We start from the raw sequence: 14,389 nt of genomic DNA on the forward strand, positions 1-14,389 counted from the left end.
ACCATAACCTCCTTACTAAAAAGCATACCACTAAATTAGACAGGCGTGTGAAGTTTTAAATGAAACTCTCCGTATCTCTTGTCAACTCTACCCACATGTCCATAAAGCCATCCTGTAAGTATTGCTAAGGCTTGTCTTGTCTGCTTTTTATCCTGCATCTCCTCACCCAGTTTGGTAAAAAGGTTCGCAAGAGTGTTTATCCTGTCCACTATGCCTTGATGCTGATCGTCCATATCCTTTATGCCCGTATACAAGTCTGGAGTGAGCTCCATATACCTCATGACTCATCTCCTTTATACCGCTTCTTTCATTATGTATATGGGCTTTAGCTTGTTTTTTACCACTTCTGCACTTACAATGACCTTCTTCACATCGGGTAGAGAGGGTATTTCAAACATCACATCAAGCATTATCTCTTCCATGATAGCCCTAAGACCTCTTGCACCCGTTTTCCTTCTTATAGATTCTCTTGCTATTTCCACCAGTGCATCCTCTGTAAACTCAAGCTCTACACTTTCCATTTCGAAGAGCTTCTTATACTGCTTAACAAGTGCATTTCTTGGTTCAACAAGCACCTTTATGAGCTCTTCTTCTGTAAGCTCATCAAGGACCGCAATTACAGGAATCCTTCCCACAAACTCTGGTATAAGCCCATAGTGTATAAGGTCATCCACTTCCACAAAGTGGAGCGGGTTTTCTCCCTTGTCAAACTTTCTTATCTCCGCCTCAAAGCCTACCACAGACTTTCCAAGTCTTCTTTTTATTATGTCTTCAAGCCCTACAAAGGCACCACCGCAGATAAAGAGGATGTCTGTGGTGTCTACCTGTATGAACTCTTGGTGAGGGTGCTTTCTTCCTCCCTGTGGTGGCACGTTAGAAACCGTCCCCTCTATTATCTTCAAAAGGGCTTGTTGAACACCTTCACCAGAGACGTCTCTCGTTATGGAAGGGTTTATACCAGCTTTTTTGGCTATCTTGTCTATTTCGTCTATGTATACAATTCCCTTCTGTGCAGCTTTTACGTCGTATCCGCAGTTCTGCAAAAGCCTTACGAGGACGTTTTCCACATCCTCACCCACATAGCCTGCCTCTGTAAGCGTGGTTGCATCTGATATGGCAAAGGGGACATCTAAGATTTTTGCCAGAGTTTTCGCCAAAAGGGTTTTACCAGAACCCGTAGGACCTATTAGTAATATATTGCTCTTTTCCACCTCTACGTCGTCAAGATTGAGACCGAGCTCCTTCGCCCTTATTCTCTTGTAGTGATTGTATACCGCCACAGAAAGCACCTTCTTTGCCCTTTCTTGTCCTATCACATACTGGTCAAGCTGTCTCTTTATTTCCTCAGGCGTGGGAATTTCCTTAGAAAGGCTATAGCTAATGTGTTTTTTCTGGTCTTTTATTATGTTGTTGCATACTTCTACACATCTATCGCATATAAAGGTATCGTTTGGTCCTGCTATTAGCACCAAAACCTCGCTCTGAGACCTTCCACAAAAAGAGCAATGGTTTTCCTGTTTTTTCCTTGACATATTAGCTCCTTTTTTCTATAACTTTGTCTACTATACCGTATTCCATAGCTTCCTGAGCAGACATAAAATAATCCCTTTCCACATCCTTTTCAATCTTCTCTAAGGGCTGTCCAGTGTGCTTGGAGAGGATTTCATTTAACATATGTCTTATCCTTCTTATCTCCTCCGCATGGATTATTATGTCTGTTGCCTGACCTGATATGCCTCCAAGGGGTTGGTGTATCATTATCCTTGAATGGGGCAGCGCATACCTTTTACCCTTTGCACCAGCAGAGAGCAAAACCGCACCCATGGATGCTGCCTGACCAAGGCATATGGTAACCACGTCAGGCTTTATGTATTGCATGGTGTCGTATATTGCCATGCCCGCGGTGACAGACCCACCAGGTGAGTTTATATACATGTATATATCTTTTTCTGGGTCCTGAGCTTCAAGGAAAAGAAGCTGAGCGACAATAAGGTTAGCTATGTGGTCATCTATGGGAAAACCAAGCAAGACTATTCTATCTTGTAGAAGCCTTGAGTATATGTCGTAAGCTCTTTCACCTCTTGGGGTTTGCTCAATTACTATGGGGACAAGTTGGTCAAGTATTTTCATTTTTCTCCTCCTTTTTATCTTCTGTCTCCTTTACTACAGCTTTTGAAACTATGTCCTCAAGAGCCTTTTCTCTCTTTATGTCCTCTTCAAGGACTGGTAGCAGGTTTTCCCTTTCCAAAAACTCCCTCATCTCCTCCACTGTGCGTTCATAAGCCCGTGCCAGAGTTTCTATCCTTTGCTGGATTTCTTCAATGCTGACTTCTATGTTCTTTTGTTGGGCATATTTCTCTAATACGTATCTGAGCTTTATGTTAAAGACCGCCTGTGGTGTAAGCTCTTGGGCTATAGCCTTGTAGTCCAGATACTTGGGGTCTATTCCCCATTGAGATAGTTCCCTTACCTTTCTTTCCACAAGATGTGATAGCTCCCTCTGGAGCAGTGTTTGAGGCACTTCAAACTGGTGGAGCTGAACCAACTTTACAGCTACCGCATCTGATATCATAGCCTTTCTCAAGTTTTCTAAGCTGGCTTTTACCTCTTCTCTTATCTTCTCTTCCGCTTCCGCCCAAGTCTCACCAAGCCCGAGTTCCTTCGCAAAGTCGTCGTTTAGCTCTGGAAGCAGTTTTTCCTTTATACTCTTCACGGTAATTTCTACCCTTGCCTTTCCAGCGGGTTTACCTTCCACATCATAAAGGGTCAGGTCATCAAGCACGAAGCTATCGCCTTCCTTTTTGCCTATCAGCTCTTTCTCTATTTCTTCTCTGAAGGTCCTTGTGCCAATAACTCCAGATGTCTCCCCTTCTGTGGTCTCCCCGCTCTCTAACTCTTGAACCTTGTAGTCCACAACCACTAAATCTCCTTCCTTGACTTCCCTTTCCACAGGCTCCCAAACCGCGTGCTCTTGTCTTATCTCCTCTATCCTCTGCTTTACCAGGTCTTCATTAAACTCAACCTTTTTTATCTCCACCTCAAGCCCTTCCACATTTTGCAGTTCAAACTCAGGGGGCACTTCAAAGGATATGCTATAGCTTAGCTTTTGTCCTTGCTCTTCTAACTCTACATTCTCAAGGTATATGTCCGCAACAGGTTTCAGACCACTTTCTTGTATTGCACTTGACAGAGTAGCGTTTGCAACCCTTTTGCCTACTTCTTCCCTTATGTATTCTTTGAACTTGGCTCTTATAATCCACAGAGGTGCCTTACCCTTCCTAAAGCCTTCCACTTCTGCATTCTGTCTGAGGTAATTGTATACCTCATCAAGAGCGGACCTTACCACATCACCTTCCACCTCAACTTTAAGACTTTTGAATAGCCCCTGCTTGTCTTCTACACTAATCCTCATGCAAACCTCCTATTCTTGGTGCGGGTGGAGGGAGTCGAACCCTCACGGGTTATCCCCACAGGATCCTAAGTCCTGCGCGTCTGCCAGTTCCGCCACACCCGCTTAAGAATAGAAAATTATAACCTGCTTTTGGTCAATTCAACCTCTTACAAAAGCCCTATATTTACATAGACTATGGAGAAGTTTATAGAGATACCTCTTGACCTTGCCCAAAAGTGCGTAAAATGTGGACTTTGTAAGTCCGTATGCCCCACATACCCATACATACAAGAGGAGGCTGGCTTTGCACGTGGCAGGCTTGCCCTTGCGGAGATGGTGGTAAAGGGAGAGCTACCCCTCTCTGAAGAGGTTGCCAAGCAATGGGACCAGTGTGCCATGTGTAGAAGATGTGAATGGATATGTCCCAACAACGTGGAATACAAGGAGATTTTGGTCCATGCAAGGGATATGCAAAGGGATAATCTGGGACAGGGAATGGTAAAAAGTCTTGGTCTAAAGTCCTTGGAGTTTTTGCAGTCAAAGGCAGGTAGAAAGGTGGTAAAGTTAGCTGGAAAACTTTTTAGCCCCTTGCCTTTTGGAGAGATAAAAACGCCCTTTCCCACCGGTGCGGTGAAGTTTATGCCAAAGCCTACTGCAGAGGCTTTTGGACTAAGAGGTAAGGTCTTTAAGGCTCAGGAAGAGAAGGGAAAGCTCCTTTTTTTCACAGGCTGTATGATAGATGCCTTTTATGGAAAGACGGGTGAGAACGTTATAAAGCTTATAAACAAAGCAGGCTACACGGTGGTTGTCCCAGAGGATATAAAGTGCTGTGGTGCACCCCATTACTACTCTGGAAACCTTCCTGCCTTTGAGAGATTAAGAGACCATAACCTCAAGGAGATGGAAAAGTATGAGTTTGACGCAGTGGTGGTTGCCTGTCCCACCTGCGGTGGAGCTTTGCAGGAAGACTATAAACTGCAAAAACCCGTCTACGACTTTGCGGAAATAGTCTTCAAAAGCCCTTTGAAATTCAAAGGCTCTGGAAAAGTCCTCACCTTCCACGTGCCATGCCACTCCTACAGTGCCATGAAGGTAAGCGACAAGGTCTTCTACGGTGTCATGGAGAGGATTGAAGGCGATGAGGTAAGAAAGGCGGAAAAGGACAAGTCTTGCTGTGGCTTTGCAGGGCTCTTTTCCATAACAAACCCCAAAATGTCAGACCAAATACAAAAGGAAAAGGTCCAAGACCTTCAGAAAACTCAAGCGGATGTGGTGCTTACCACCTGCCCAGGCTGTGTGCTTAATTTAAAGGATGGAGTTAAAAAACATAAAACGGGACAGGAGGTCTTGCACTTGGCGGACTATCTGGCACAAAACCTTGAGGATTGATATATAATTGCACTATGCGAATATTAGTAACGGGAGGGGCAGGCTATATAGGCTCTCATATGGTAAAGCTCTTAGGTGAGAGAGGATACCAAGTCCTTACTGTAGACAACCTCTCAGATGGCAACCCTTGGGCGGTGCTATACGGAGACCTCAAGGTGGTAGACCTTCTCAACTACAAAGCCCTTGAGGAAGTCCTGCTTGAGTTTAAGCCAGAAGCGGTTATTCACTTTGCTGCAAAGGTAAAAGTCCCAGAAAGCGTTAGAAAGCCACTGCTATACTACGAGAATAACTTCATGGGAACTCTCAACCTTCTTCAGGCTATGCAAAGAGCTGGGACGCAGTATCTCATATTCTCCTCCACCGCTGCAGTTTATGGCATACCAGATAAAGTCCCAGTAAAAGAGGATGACCCAACAAAGCCTATTAATCCCTACGGCTGGAGCAAGCTATTTACAGAGCAGGCAATAAAAGACTTCTCCTATACCACAGGCTTAAAGTATGCCATTCTCAGGTATTTCAACGTAGCGGGTGCAGACCCAGAAGGAAGAATAGGACAAGTAAGCAAAGAACCAACACATCTCATCCTAAGAGCAGTAAAGACTGCAATCGGTCAGTTTCCCCACATGGAGGTCTTTGGAACAGATTATCCAACACCTGACGGGACGTGCATAAGAGACTACGTGCATGTTATGGACCTATGCGAGGCTCACTTAAAGGCTTTAGACTACCTAATGGGCGGAGGGCAAAGCGATGTCTTTAACGTGGGATATGGCAGAGGATACTCGGTGCTTGAGGTGGTGCAAAAGGTGAAAGAGGTCTCTGGTATAGACTTTGAAGTAAGATACGCACCAAGACGCGAAGGAGACCCACCCATGCTCGTGGCAGATAACCAGAAGGCAAAGCAAATACTTGGCTGGAAACCTCAATATGACAGCTTAGAGTTTATCATAAAAACCGCCTTAGACTGGGAAAAATCCTATATTTATTCCAATGGAACTTGAAATCCTGGAAAAGCTAAAGGAGATAAGAGACCCAGAGATACCTATAGACATAGTGAACCTTGGGCTTATCTACGGCGTGCAGGTAAAAGACAGAATAGCCTATGTGGATATGACTTTAACAGTTCCTTCTTGTCCTGCAAAGGGATTTTTTGCAGAACATATAAGGGAACATCTGCTTAGAAACTTTCCCCAGTTGGAGGATGTTGTGATAAACTTTGTATTTGAACCTGCTTGGAATAGGGATAAAATATCTGAAGAAGGATTGCAAAAACTTAGGAGTATGGGATGGAATATCTAAAGGATAAGTTCAGAGCACTGGCAGAAGCCATAGAGAGGGAATCTGTCCTTGTCCACCGTGCTGCCCTGGTGGATGGCTATAGGGACATACACAAACTGAGCAAATTGGGAATAGACAAGGTGATAAAGAAGGCAACCAATTATGGAGGGAAAAAGGGAGCAAAGATATTAAAGGAGAGGTATGGCATATACACAGATAGGTTGGATGAAGCCCTTGACATTCTAACGGTCATAGCAGAGTCCTCCAGGCTTTTGGATGTTTTTGAGTATGACCTTGACAAAATGGAAATAAGGGTTGACGGCTCAATACTGGTAGAAGCAGTGGGAAGTAGCAAAAGCCCTGTTTGTGAACCCATGGCCGGCTTCTTTGAGGGTTTTCTTAGTGAGTTACTTGACAAAAAGATAAGCGTTAAAGAAGTTGCATGTAGAGCACAAGGTCATGAAAGGTGTATATTTAAGATAAACCTTAAGTAATATGGCGGTCATAAGGGTTAGGACAACCAAGCATACCAGCTTTGTAAACATAACCAATCAGGTCAAAGAAATAGTGAAAAATTCAGGTGTCAAGTCTGGCATATGCATTGTATACGTTCCTCATACTACCGCCTGTGTCTTTATAAACGAAGGTGCAGACCCAGACGTAATAAGGGACATCGCCTACTCTATAGAGAAGCTCATACCATGGAGGGATAACTACGCCCACTCAGAAGGAAACTCTGCAGCACATATAAGAAGTGCCATAATAGGCAACTCAAGGGTAATACCTATAGAAGATGGAGACCTTGTCCTTGGCACTTGGGAAGCGATTTTTCTTGCAGAGTTTGACGGACCCAGAGAAAGGAAGGTTATAGTTAAGGTCATAGAAGACTAAGTGAGGAGTAGTATGAAACTTTTCCTGCTGTTGACTTTGTTCTTTAGCATTGCACTGCCAAAGGAAGTGCCTTTTACACAAGAGGATAGAGACAGGATTATAAGGCTGGAAGAAGGTCAAAAACACTTACGAAAGCAGATAGACGAACTTAAAAGAGACACGCAAAGACAGTTTGACGAATTAAGAACCTTTCTTTATTGGGGTTTTGGCATATTATTTGGAGGTATGGGTATTCTCATAGGTTTTGTCATATGGGACAGAAGAATTGCGGTTGAGCCTATGGCAAGAAAGCTAAGAGAAATTAAGGAAAAGGAAATTCTAAAAAAGGAGGGCTTGATTTGAGATTGGTTGCTCTTGTCCTAATGCTTTTTGCTATCGCTTTGGCAAAGGAAGTTCCTTTTACTCAGGAAGATAGGGATAGAATTATAAGGCTGGAAGAAGGGCAAAAATATCTCCAAAAACAGATAGATGACCTTAAAAAACAGATAGATGACCTAAAAAAAGATACGCAAAGGCAGTTTGACGAATTAAGAACCTTTCTTTATTGGGGTTTTGGCATATTATTTGGAGGTATGGGTATTCTCATAGGTTTTGTCATATGGGACAGAAGGACTGCAGTTGAGCCTGTGGCAAGAAAGCTAAGAGAAATTGAGGAAAAGGAAGAGAAGATAGAAAGATTTATAAAAGAGCTTGCACGAAAAGACCCTGAGATAAAGGAAATTGCAAAAAAGGAGGGTTTGATTTGAGAGTGGTTGCTCTTGTCCTAATGCTTTTTGTTATCACATTAGCTAAAGAAGTGCCATTCACACAAGAGGATAGGGATAGAATTAGAAACGTGGAACTCAAGGTAGAAAGGTTAGAAGAAGGGCAAAAGCACTTACAAAAGCAGATAGAAGAACTTAAAAGAGACACACAAAGGCAGTTTGACGAATTAAGAACCTTTCTTTATTGGGGTTTTGGCATATTATTTGGAGGTATGGGTATTCTCATAGGTTTTGTCATATGGGACAGAAGGACTGCAGTTGAGCCTGTGGCAAGAAAAATTAAAGAAATAGAAGAAGGGGAAGAGAAGTTAGAAAAGGTTATGAAAAAACTTGCCAAAAGGGACCCTGAGATAGAAAAAATATTAAAAGAAGAAGGACTTGCATAGGAGGTAAACATGGAGTACGTGTTGGCTTTTCTTGTTCTTATAGGTGTGCTTATATGGTTTCATGAGCTTGGTCACTTTCTTATGGCTAAGCTATTTGGTGTTAAGGTGGAGATATTCTCCATTGGTTTTGGTCCAGTGCTTATTAGCAAAAAGGTGGGAGAGACAGAATACAGACTGTCCGCACTTCCTCTTGGTGGCTTTGTAAAGCTATACGGCGAAGAAGAACAGATTGAAGACAAAAGAGCCTTTTCTTCAAAGCCCAACTGGCAGAAAATCCTCATAGCTTTTGGTGGTCCACTATTTAACTTTATACTTGCAATCTTGCTCTTTGCCCTAATAGCCATGGTTGGCAGACAGGTGCCAAAGTATCTCTACGAAGAACCTCTTGTGGGTCATGTAGTAGAGGACAGCATAGCTTATAAACTTGGTATAAAGGAGAGGGATATAATACTGGAGATAAACTCAAAGAAGGTGCAAAACTGGAAGGAGCTTGAAAACGCTATCTTTGAAAACATACTTGCCAAAGAGTGGAGCGTCAAAGTGCTAAGAAATGGAGAAGAAGTAAGCCTTTTCCTTAAAGATAGCGTTAGCAAGTCTGCTGGCTTTGGAGCTGAGCCGTGGCTTCCTGCAGTGTTGGGAAGGGTTGTAGAGGATAGCCCGGCATCTCAAGTAGGATTGCAAGCTGGAGATAAAATACTCAAGGTTAACGGTAAAGAGATAAATGGATGGTATGAGCTTGTGAAACATGTGAGAGAGTCAAAAGACAGACCTGTCCTGTTAACTATACAAAGAGGAGACTCCATTGAAGAAAAAATGGTTATTCCTAAGGTTGACCCAAGAACTGGAATGCCCATATTGGGAATAGCTCCCTATGTGGAGAAGGTTGAGACCAGAGAACCTCCTTTGCAGGCTATTTTGGAAGGTTTTCAAAGGACATACATGCTGAGCATACTATCTCTCAAGGCTTTATGGAGTCTTATAACCGGCGGTCTTTCCATAAAAACCCTGGGTGGGCCCATAGCCATAGCTCAGCTGGCTGGCGAATCCGCACAACATGGTCTAATTCCCTTTATAGGTATGATGGCTTTTATATCTGTTCAACTTGCCATATTTAACCTAATACCCCTTCCCATTCTTGATGGTGGGCTTATACTTCTTTTCCTTATGGAATCCATAAGAAGAAAACCCTTCTCTCCCAAATTCAAGGAAGTATGGGTGAAAGCAGGCTATGCCATAATTATAGTCCTCGCAGGTTTTGTGATATTGAACGATATAATGAGAATTCTAAGCGGGGGAAGGTTCTAAAAGGGTCTTCCCGGAACCTTTTCCCAATCTTTTAGGAATAGCTCTATACCCTTGTCTGTAAGAGGGTGTTGGAAAAGCTTTTTCATAACCTCAAAGGGCATGGTGCATATGTCCGCACCAATGAGTGCAGCTTCCACCACATGCATGGGATGTCTTACGCTTGCGACTATTATTTCTGTATCTACGATGTCGTAGTTATCAAATATCTGTTTTACCTCTCTTATAAGCTTCATGCCATCGCTTGAGACATCGTCTATCCTACCTATAAAAGGAGAGACAAAACTTGCTCCTGCCTTTGCTGCAATAAGAGCTTGAGCGGGTGAGAATATGAGAGTGACGTTGGTAGGTATACCTTCAGATTCCAAAGCCTGAACCGCCTTCATGCCTTCTGGGGTCATGGGAATCTTTACCACCACGTTGTCTCCAAGCTCCGCTAACATCTTTCCTTCCCTTATCATGCCCTCTGCATCCTTTGAGACAGTTTCCAGGCTTACAGGACCATCTACCAGCTGGAGTATCTCTTTTGCTACCTCTAAGAAAGGTCTTCCTGTCTTGGCTATAAGGCTTGGGTTTGTGGTTACTCCGTCAAGTATGCCCCAATCAATGGCTTGCTTTATCTCATCCACCATCCCCGTGTCAAGAAAGAACTGCATAGCCTACACCTCCTGAAGTATTCTCTGGTGCTTTACAACACCTACAAAAGCTCTTTTAATTATACCATCTTTAACCACAAGGGTAGTGGGTGTTGCCATAATACCCAAATTCTGTGCATTCTTGAATCCTTCTGGCTTTGCCACATCAATCTCCAAAACCTCTACCTTTTCTTTTAGCTTTTCTATCTCGGGCTTCATTAGCTTACAAGCTCCGCACCTCTCAGAGTAAAAGTAAACCACTCCATCTGTAATAAGGTCAATTTTTCTGCCTTGCATCTTTTTGCTCCTTAGGCTGGCATAAAACCTCAAACCTAGCATAAACCCAAAAAACAAAACAAGAAAAAGAGTAGCCAGTTTTAGGATATTTTCCATGTCTATCTCCTCCCTACAGGCTTAATGTATAGGGCTTTGTGGAGGCTGTCTATCTCTTCCTTTGTCATATCTCTCCACTCTCCAGATTTTAGACTTCCCAGTTTTATTGGACCTATTGCAGTCCTTTTGAGCCTTATAACCTTGTGTCCAAAATGAGATACAAACCTTTTGACTATGTGCTTTCTACCTTCGTGAAAGACTATCTCTAACAGACTTGCATCCCTTAGATGCTTTATCAGCTTTACGCTGTCTGGTTTGGCAAAGCCATCTTCAAGGTTCGCACCTCTTTTCATAGCGTCAAGGGTTTCCTTGCTTACTTTCCCAGAAGCCCAGACTAAATAGACCTTTGGAAGTTTATGTCTTGGATGCATTATTCTGTTTGCAAGTTCTCCGTCGTTGGTAAGTATAAGAAGCCCCTCTGCGTTGTAGTCAAGTCTTCCTGCTGGGTAGACCATCTCTGGGATGTCCTTGATAAGCTCCTTTATGGTTTTTTTGCCGTCCTTAGCATCACCAAGTGAAGTAAGATAACAGCAAGGCTTGTATAGGATTATATATCTGTGCCTTAATGGCTTTACTTCTTTTCCATCTACCTCCACCACATCCCTTTCTGGGTCTACCCTCCATCCCAGTTCCTTTACAACAAGCCCGTTTACTTTGACTTTCCCTTCTAGGATAAGCTCATCTGCCTTTCTCCTTGAAGCAACCCCACACATGGAAAGATATCTGTTTAACCTTACCAATAACGCTCCTCCTTCCATGGGTCTCCTCTCATGTTATAGCCCCTCTGCTCCCAGAAGCCAGGGACATCTTCTTGTAAAAGCTCTATACCCCAAACATACTTGGCACTTTTCCATGCGTATAGCTTTGGAACTACAAGCCTAAGGGGGTAGCCGTGTCTTAGTGGTATGGGTTTTCCATACATCTTGTATGCCAGTATGCTGTCTTCTTCGTAAAGATATTCAAGAGGTAGGTTGGTGGTGTATCCCTCAAGGCATTGAACCATAACATACTTGGCTTCAGGCTTTGGCTTTGCAAGACTTAGTATATGTGAGGTCTGCACACCCTCCCATCTTATTTCCTTTACGCTCCATCGGGTCACACAATGAAAGTCCGCTACAAGCTCCACAGAGGGCAGGCTCAGGAGCTCTTCGTAGGTAAGCTCAAGGGGGTTTTCCACAAGCCCAAAAACCCTAAAGCGGTATTTTCCTGTATCCCACTGGGGTATCTCATCCACTATGTCGTAGACTATTGGGGCGGATATCCATCTTTGACCGGGTGGTAGCCTATCTTCCCTAAGGTTTATGGAGCTTACAAGGGTTTTCTTCTCCATGCTTTTCTATTATAGGCTTTTCTCTTTTTCACACACTGTCCTTTGTCAGGAAGAGCTTGACAGGATATAAGTAATTGCTTACTATATATACATGTTTTATGTGTCAAAGGTAAGCTTGCCCTTTTTCTTTCTTGCGATACTGGACCTGTTGTATTCTCTTGCTGTAAAAAGCCTCCAGCTTGACCCGAAGATAGTTTGGATAACTGCAGTCTTTGGTTTTGTTGCCCATACCATAATGTCCGCTATGTATCAGATAGTTCCCAACTCTCAGGGTAGACCACTCAGACCTATTTGGCTCTCCTATGTGGTTTTTGCCCTAAGTCTTTTTTCTTCCTTTCTTTTTTACCTTTTTCAGACACTCTACGCAAGCCTTGTATATGCCTTTGCCTCTTTGCTTTTTGCCATAAACATTCTGCTCTCTATAAAAAACTGGCAACCTATAACTGTAAAGTTTATAGGTCTTGGCACTCTTTACCTCCTCTTTGCAAGTTTTTTCCTTCTACTTTCGGAGCTTGGTTTCCTTCCCTTAGCCCTCGCGGTTCACAGCCTTACTCTTGGCTTTATGCTTAATGTGGTGGTTGGCGTTGAGCTTGCATGGATTCCTATGCTTTACATGGAACCCCTCAACATAGTCCTAAGTAGAAGGCTTTTCTATCTTAGCCTCTTTTACCTTCCTCTTTTTCTCCTTAGCTTTTACCTTCTTGACTACAGGCTTATCTCTATTGCAAGTCTTCTCGTGCTTGCCTTTTCAGGATACTTTTTATATATCCTCTACTCAATGTTTTCAAAAAGACGCATGCCAAAGGAGATACCCCTCGTAGTTAGATATTTCATACTTGCTTTAATTATGCTACCCTTCGGTCTTTTACTTGGCTCTATTATGGCAGGTGAGGGCATAGTCTCCTTCTTACTTCCCCTACACTTTGACCTGCTGGTTTATGGCTTTACTGGGACAACCATAATGGGTGGGCTTGCTCACCTTTATCCAAGGATTGTGTATAACTGGAAGTTTTCCGGAGCAACGGGTGTCTCACTCTCAGACTTGCTTAGGGAGGATGCCCTAAAAAGGATAATCCTTTTAATCCCCTTTAGTCTTGCCTGGATGCTTTTTGCGGATGCCTATGGTGGTTTTCTTTCTTATATGTCCAGCCTGCCCTATATGCTTCTGTGGCTATACTTTGCATGGGCGGTGCTTTTGAGGGGTATGTTTTACAAGCCTACCAACTGAAATCCCTTCCAAGATAAACTTCCCTTACATCTTCCCTTTCACTTACCTCGTGTGGTTCACCCTCAGCCAATATTCTGCCATCGCTTATTATGTAAACCCTGTCTACCATCCTTATTGTTTCCCTTACATTGTGGTCTGTTATGAGCACACCTATGTTTTGTTGCTTGAGGCTTAGTATGATTGACCTTATATCTGCAATCATTATTGGGTCAATACCTGTAAAAGGCTCATCAAAAAATATATATTTTGGCTTTGGTATGAGAGACCTGGCCACCTCAAGCCTTCTCTTTTGACCTCCGGATAACCTACCGGCCCTTTGGTTTCTTAGTTCCCATAGTCCAAAGTCTACGAGAAGCTCCTCTGCTCTTGCGAGCTGTGATTCTTTACCTTCCTCAAAAAATTCAAGGAATATGAGTAGGTTTTCAAGGACTGTGAGGTCTTCAAAAAGGGTATGCTCCTGAGGTAGGAAGGTTATACCTTTCCTTGCCCTCTCATGGGCAGGCATTTGGGTTATATCTTCACCGTCAAGCTCTATCTTTCCTCCATCTACGGACAAAAAACCCACAAGACAGTTAAACAGAGTCGTTTTACCAGCACCATTTGGTCCAAGAAGCCCCACTATCTCACTCCTTTTAAGCTCAAGGTCTATACCCTTTAGAATTTCCCTTTTCTTGAAACTCTTCCTTATTTCTGTTGCGGTCAACACATTAAAGATTTTAAACTATTAGCATGATACCCATAAGGGACTTAAACCCACACAGGAGCTTTCCTGTAGTAAACCTTAGCATAATACTAATCTGTTCCTTTGTATGGCTCTATGAGGTGAGCCTTTCTGAAAAGGAGCTAAACTTCTTCATATACCATTACGGGCTCGTGCCAGCTAACCTCGTTGAGAGACCTCAGACGCTCCTGACTCACATGTTCCTACACGGAAGCTGGCTTCACATAATAGGCAATATGTGGTTTTTGTGGGTTTTTGGAGACAACGTTGAGGATAGATTAGGAAAGCTCAAATACCTTCTCTTTTACATACTTTCAGGTCTTGGCGCGGCGGTTATTCAAATGTTTGTTAGCTTTATCTTTGGTGGAGCGGATATACCCATGGTGGGAGCCAGTGGTGCAATAAGTGGTGTGCTTGGCGCGTATCTGTGGATGTTCCCACATGCAAGGATACTTGCCTTGGTTCCCATTTTCTTTTTCCTCACCTTTATGGAGCTTCCTGCGGTCTTCTTCATAGGCTTCTGGATACTTATACAGGTTATAAATGGGCTTATAACTCTTCCACTCTCTGGTGTTGGTGGAGTCGCTTGGTTTGCTCACATAGGCGGATTTGTGGTAGGGTATTTACTTGCAAAAAGACTATATAGGAGAAGATGGTATTAGTGTCGGGGTGATGCCCGAA

The 14,389-nt window shown here is 43.2% G+C and carries 20 protein-coding genes and 1 tRNA gene; 11 read left to right on the top strand and 10 right to left on the bottom strand.

The window, feature by feature from the left end; translation table 11 throughout:
- Positions 1 to 35 precede the first annotated feature (35 nt).
- The 5 genes from IAE16_RS01800 to IAE16_RS01820 form a co-directional block, all read right to left on the bottom strand.
- Positions 36 to 281 carry a hypothetical protein gene (locus tag IAE16_RS01800; RefSeq protein WP_323701000.1) on the bottom strand — a complete coding sequence of 82 codons (246 nt, stop codon included), beginning with the start codon at positions 279 to 281 and terminating at the stop codon, positions 36 to 38.
- A 12-nt stretch (positions 282 to 293) separates the two neighbouring features.
- A complete protein-coding gene (clpX, locus tag IAE16_RS01805; RefSeq protein WP_323701001.1) occupies positions 294 to 1,532 on the bottom strand; it encodes an ATP-dependent Clp protease ATP-binding subunit ClpX in 1,239 nt (412 codons plus the stop codon).
- A 1-nt stretch (position 1,533) separates the two neighbouring features.
- Entirely contained in the window at positions 1,534 to 2,130 is a 597-nt protein-coding gene (clpP, locus tag IAE16_RS01810; RefSeq protein WP_323701002.1) for an ATP-dependent Clp endopeptidase proteolytic subunit ClpP, read from the bottom strand.
- Positions 2,117 to 3,412 carry a trigger factor gene (gene tig, locus IAE16_RS01815; protein WP_323701003.1) on the bottom strand — a complete coding sequence of 432 codons (1,296 nt, stop codon included), beginning with the start codon at positions 3,410 to 3,412 and terminating at the stop codon, positions 2,117 to 2,119. The genes clpP and tig overlap by 14 nt, the downstream gene beginning before the upstream one ends.
- Before the next feature lie 16 nt (positions 3,413 to 3,428).
- Positions 3,429 to 3,514 (bottom strand) — tRNA-Leu (locus IAE16_RS01820).
- 72 nt (positions 3,515 to 3,586) lie between these two features.
- On the opposite strand from IAE16_RS01820, the gene IAE16_RS01825 reads away from it, so the two are divergent.
- From IAE16_RS01825 to rseP, 9 genes are read left to right on the top strand one after another with little or no spacing between them, the layout of a single operon-like run.
- Positions 3,587 to 4,780: a (Fe-S)-binding protein gene (locus IAE16_RS01825; RefSeq protein ID WP_323701004.1), complete on the top strand. Its 1,194-nt coding sequence runs from the start codon at positions 3,587 to 3,589 to the stop codon at positions 4,778 to 4,780.
- Between the two features lie 14 nt (positions 4,781 to 4,794).
- Positions 4,795 to 5,781, top strand: coding sequence for a UDP-glucose 4-epimerase GalE (gene galE / locus IAE16_RS01830; RefSeq protein ID WP_323701005.1), 987 nt, complete (start codon positions 4,795 to 4,797; stop codon positions 5,779 to 5,781).
- Positions 5,771 to 6,079 carry a metal-sulfur cluster assembly factor gene (locus IAE16_RS01835; protein ID WP_323701006.1) on the top strand — a complete coding sequence of 103 codons (309 nt, stop codon included), beginning with the start codon at positions 5,771 to 5,773 and terminating at the stop codon, positions 6,077 to 6,079. The genes galE and IAE16_RS01835 overlap by 11 nt, the downstream gene beginning before the upstream one ends.
- Complete coding sequence (locus IAE16_RS01840) at positions 6,067 to 6,552, top strand: V4R domain-containing protein (protein ID WP_323701007.1); 486 nt, start codon at positions 6,067 to 6,069, stop codon at positions 6,550 to 6,552. The genes IAE16_RS01835 and IAE16_RS01840 overlap by 13 nt, the downstream gene beginning before the upstream one ends.
- 1 nt (position 6,553) lies before the next feature.
- Positions 6,554 to 6,949, top strand: a complete 396-nt coding sequence (locus IAE16_RS01845) for a secondary thiamine-phosphate synthase enzyme YjbQ (RefSeq protein WP_323701008.1) — start codon at positions 6,554 to 6,556, stop codon at positions 6,947 to 6,949.
- A 12-nt stretch (positions 6,950 to 6,961) separates the two neighbouring features.
- Positions 6,962 to 7,291, top strand: a complete 330-nt coding sequence (locus IAE16_RS01850) for a hypothetical protein (protein WP_323701009.1) — start codon at positions 6,962 to 6,964, stop codon at positions 7,289 to 7,291.
- Positions 7,288 to 7,695 (top strand): hypothetical protein, encoded by a 408-nt coding sequence (locus IAE16_RS01855; protein ID WP_323701010.1) that lies wholly within the window; start codon positions 7,288 to 7,290, stop codon positions 7,693 to 7,695. Before IAE16_RS01850 ends, IAE16_RS01855 begins: the two co-directional genes overlap by 4 nt.
- Positions 7,692 to 8,099: a hypothetical protein gene (locus IAE16_RS01860; RefSeq protein ID WP_323701011.1), complete on the top strand. Its 408-nt coding sequence runs from the start codon at positions 7,692 to 7,694 to the stop codon at positions 8,097 to 8,099. Before IAE16_RS01855 ends, IAE16_RS01860 begins: the two co-directional genes overlap by 4 nt.
- A 9-nt stretch (positions 8,100 to 8,108) precedes the next feature.
- A complete protein-coding gene (gene rseP / locus IAE16_RS01865) occupies positions 8,109 to 9,404 on the top strand; it encodes an RIP metalloprotease RseP (RefSeq protein ID WP_323701013.1) in 1,296 nt (431 codons plus the stop codon).
- Here the strand turns inward: rseP and fsa are convergent.
- The 4 genes from fsa to IAE16_RS01885 are packed head-to-tail and all read right to left on the bottom strand — an operon-like array spanning position 9,401 to position 11,759.
- Positions 9,401 to 10,057 carry a fructose-6-phosphate aldolase gene (fsa, locus tag IAE16_RS01870; RefSeq protein ID WP_323701015.1) on the bottom strand — a complete coding sequence of 219 codons (657 nt, stop codon included), beginning with the start codon at positions 10,055 to 10,057 and terminating at the stop codon, positions 9,401 to 9,403. The genes rseP and fsa overlap by 4 nt on opposite strands.
- Positions 10,058 to 10,060: 3 nt before the next feature.
- Positions 10,061 to 10,429, bottom strand: coding sequence for a thioredoxin family protein (locus IAE16_RS01875; RefSeq protein WP_323701017.1), 369 nt, complete (start codon positions 10,427 to 10,429; stop codon positions 10,061 to 10,063).
- 2 nt (positions 10,430 to 10,431) lie between these two features.
- Positions 10,432 to 11,187 carry a pseudouridine synthase gene (locus IAE16_RS01880; RefSeq protein WP_323701018.1) on the bottom strand — a complete coding sequence of 252 codons (756 nt, stop codon included), beginning with the start codon at positions 11,185 to 11,187 and terminating at the stop codon, positions 10,432 to 10,434.
- Positions 11,163 to 11,759 carry a sulfite oxidase-like oxidoreductase gene (locus IAE16_RS01885; RefSeq protein WP_323701020.1) on the bottom strand — a complete coding sequence of 199 codons (597 nt, stop codon included), beginning with the start codon at positions 11,757 to 11,759 and terminating at the stop codon, positions 11,163 to 11,165. Before IAE16_RS01885 ends, IAE16_RS01880 begins: the two co-directional genes overlap by 25 nt.
- Before the next feature lie 91 nt (positions 11,760 to 11,850).
- On the opposite strand from IAE16_RS01885, the gene IAE16_RS01890 reads away from it, so the two are divergent.
- Complete coding sequence (locus IAE16_RS01890) at positions 11,851 to 12,987, top strand: hypothetical protein (protein WP_323701022.1); 1,137 nt, start codon at positions 11,851 to 11,853, stop codon at positions 12,985 to 12,987.
- Here IAE16_RS01890 and lptB read toward each other — a convergent pair.
- Positions 12,977 to 13,693, bottom strand: a complete 717-nt coding sequence (gene lptB / locus IAE16_RS01895; RefSeq protein WP_323701023.1) for an LPS export ABC transporter ATP-binding protein — start codon at positions 13,691 to 13,693, stop codon at positions 12,977 to 12,979. The genes IAE16_RS01890 and lptB overlap by 11 nt on opposite strands.
- A 23-nt stretch (positions 13,694 to 13,716) precedes the next feature.
- Between lptB and IAE16_RS01900 the strand changes: the two genes are divergently transcribed.
- Positions 13,717 to 14,370 (top strand): rhomboid family intramembrane serine protease, encoded by a 654-nt coding sequence (locus tag IAE16_RS01900; protein WP_323701024.1) that lies wholly within the window; start codon positions 13,717 to 13,719, stop codon positions 14,368 to 14,370.
- The last annotated feature ends 19 nt before the right edge of the window (positions 14,371 to 14,389 follow it).

It is taken from the genome of Hydrogenobacter sp. T-2 (genome assembly GCF_033971325.1).
Lineage (GTDB): Bacteria > Aquificota > Aquificia > Aquificales > Aquificaceae > Pampinifervens > Pampinifervens diazotrophicum.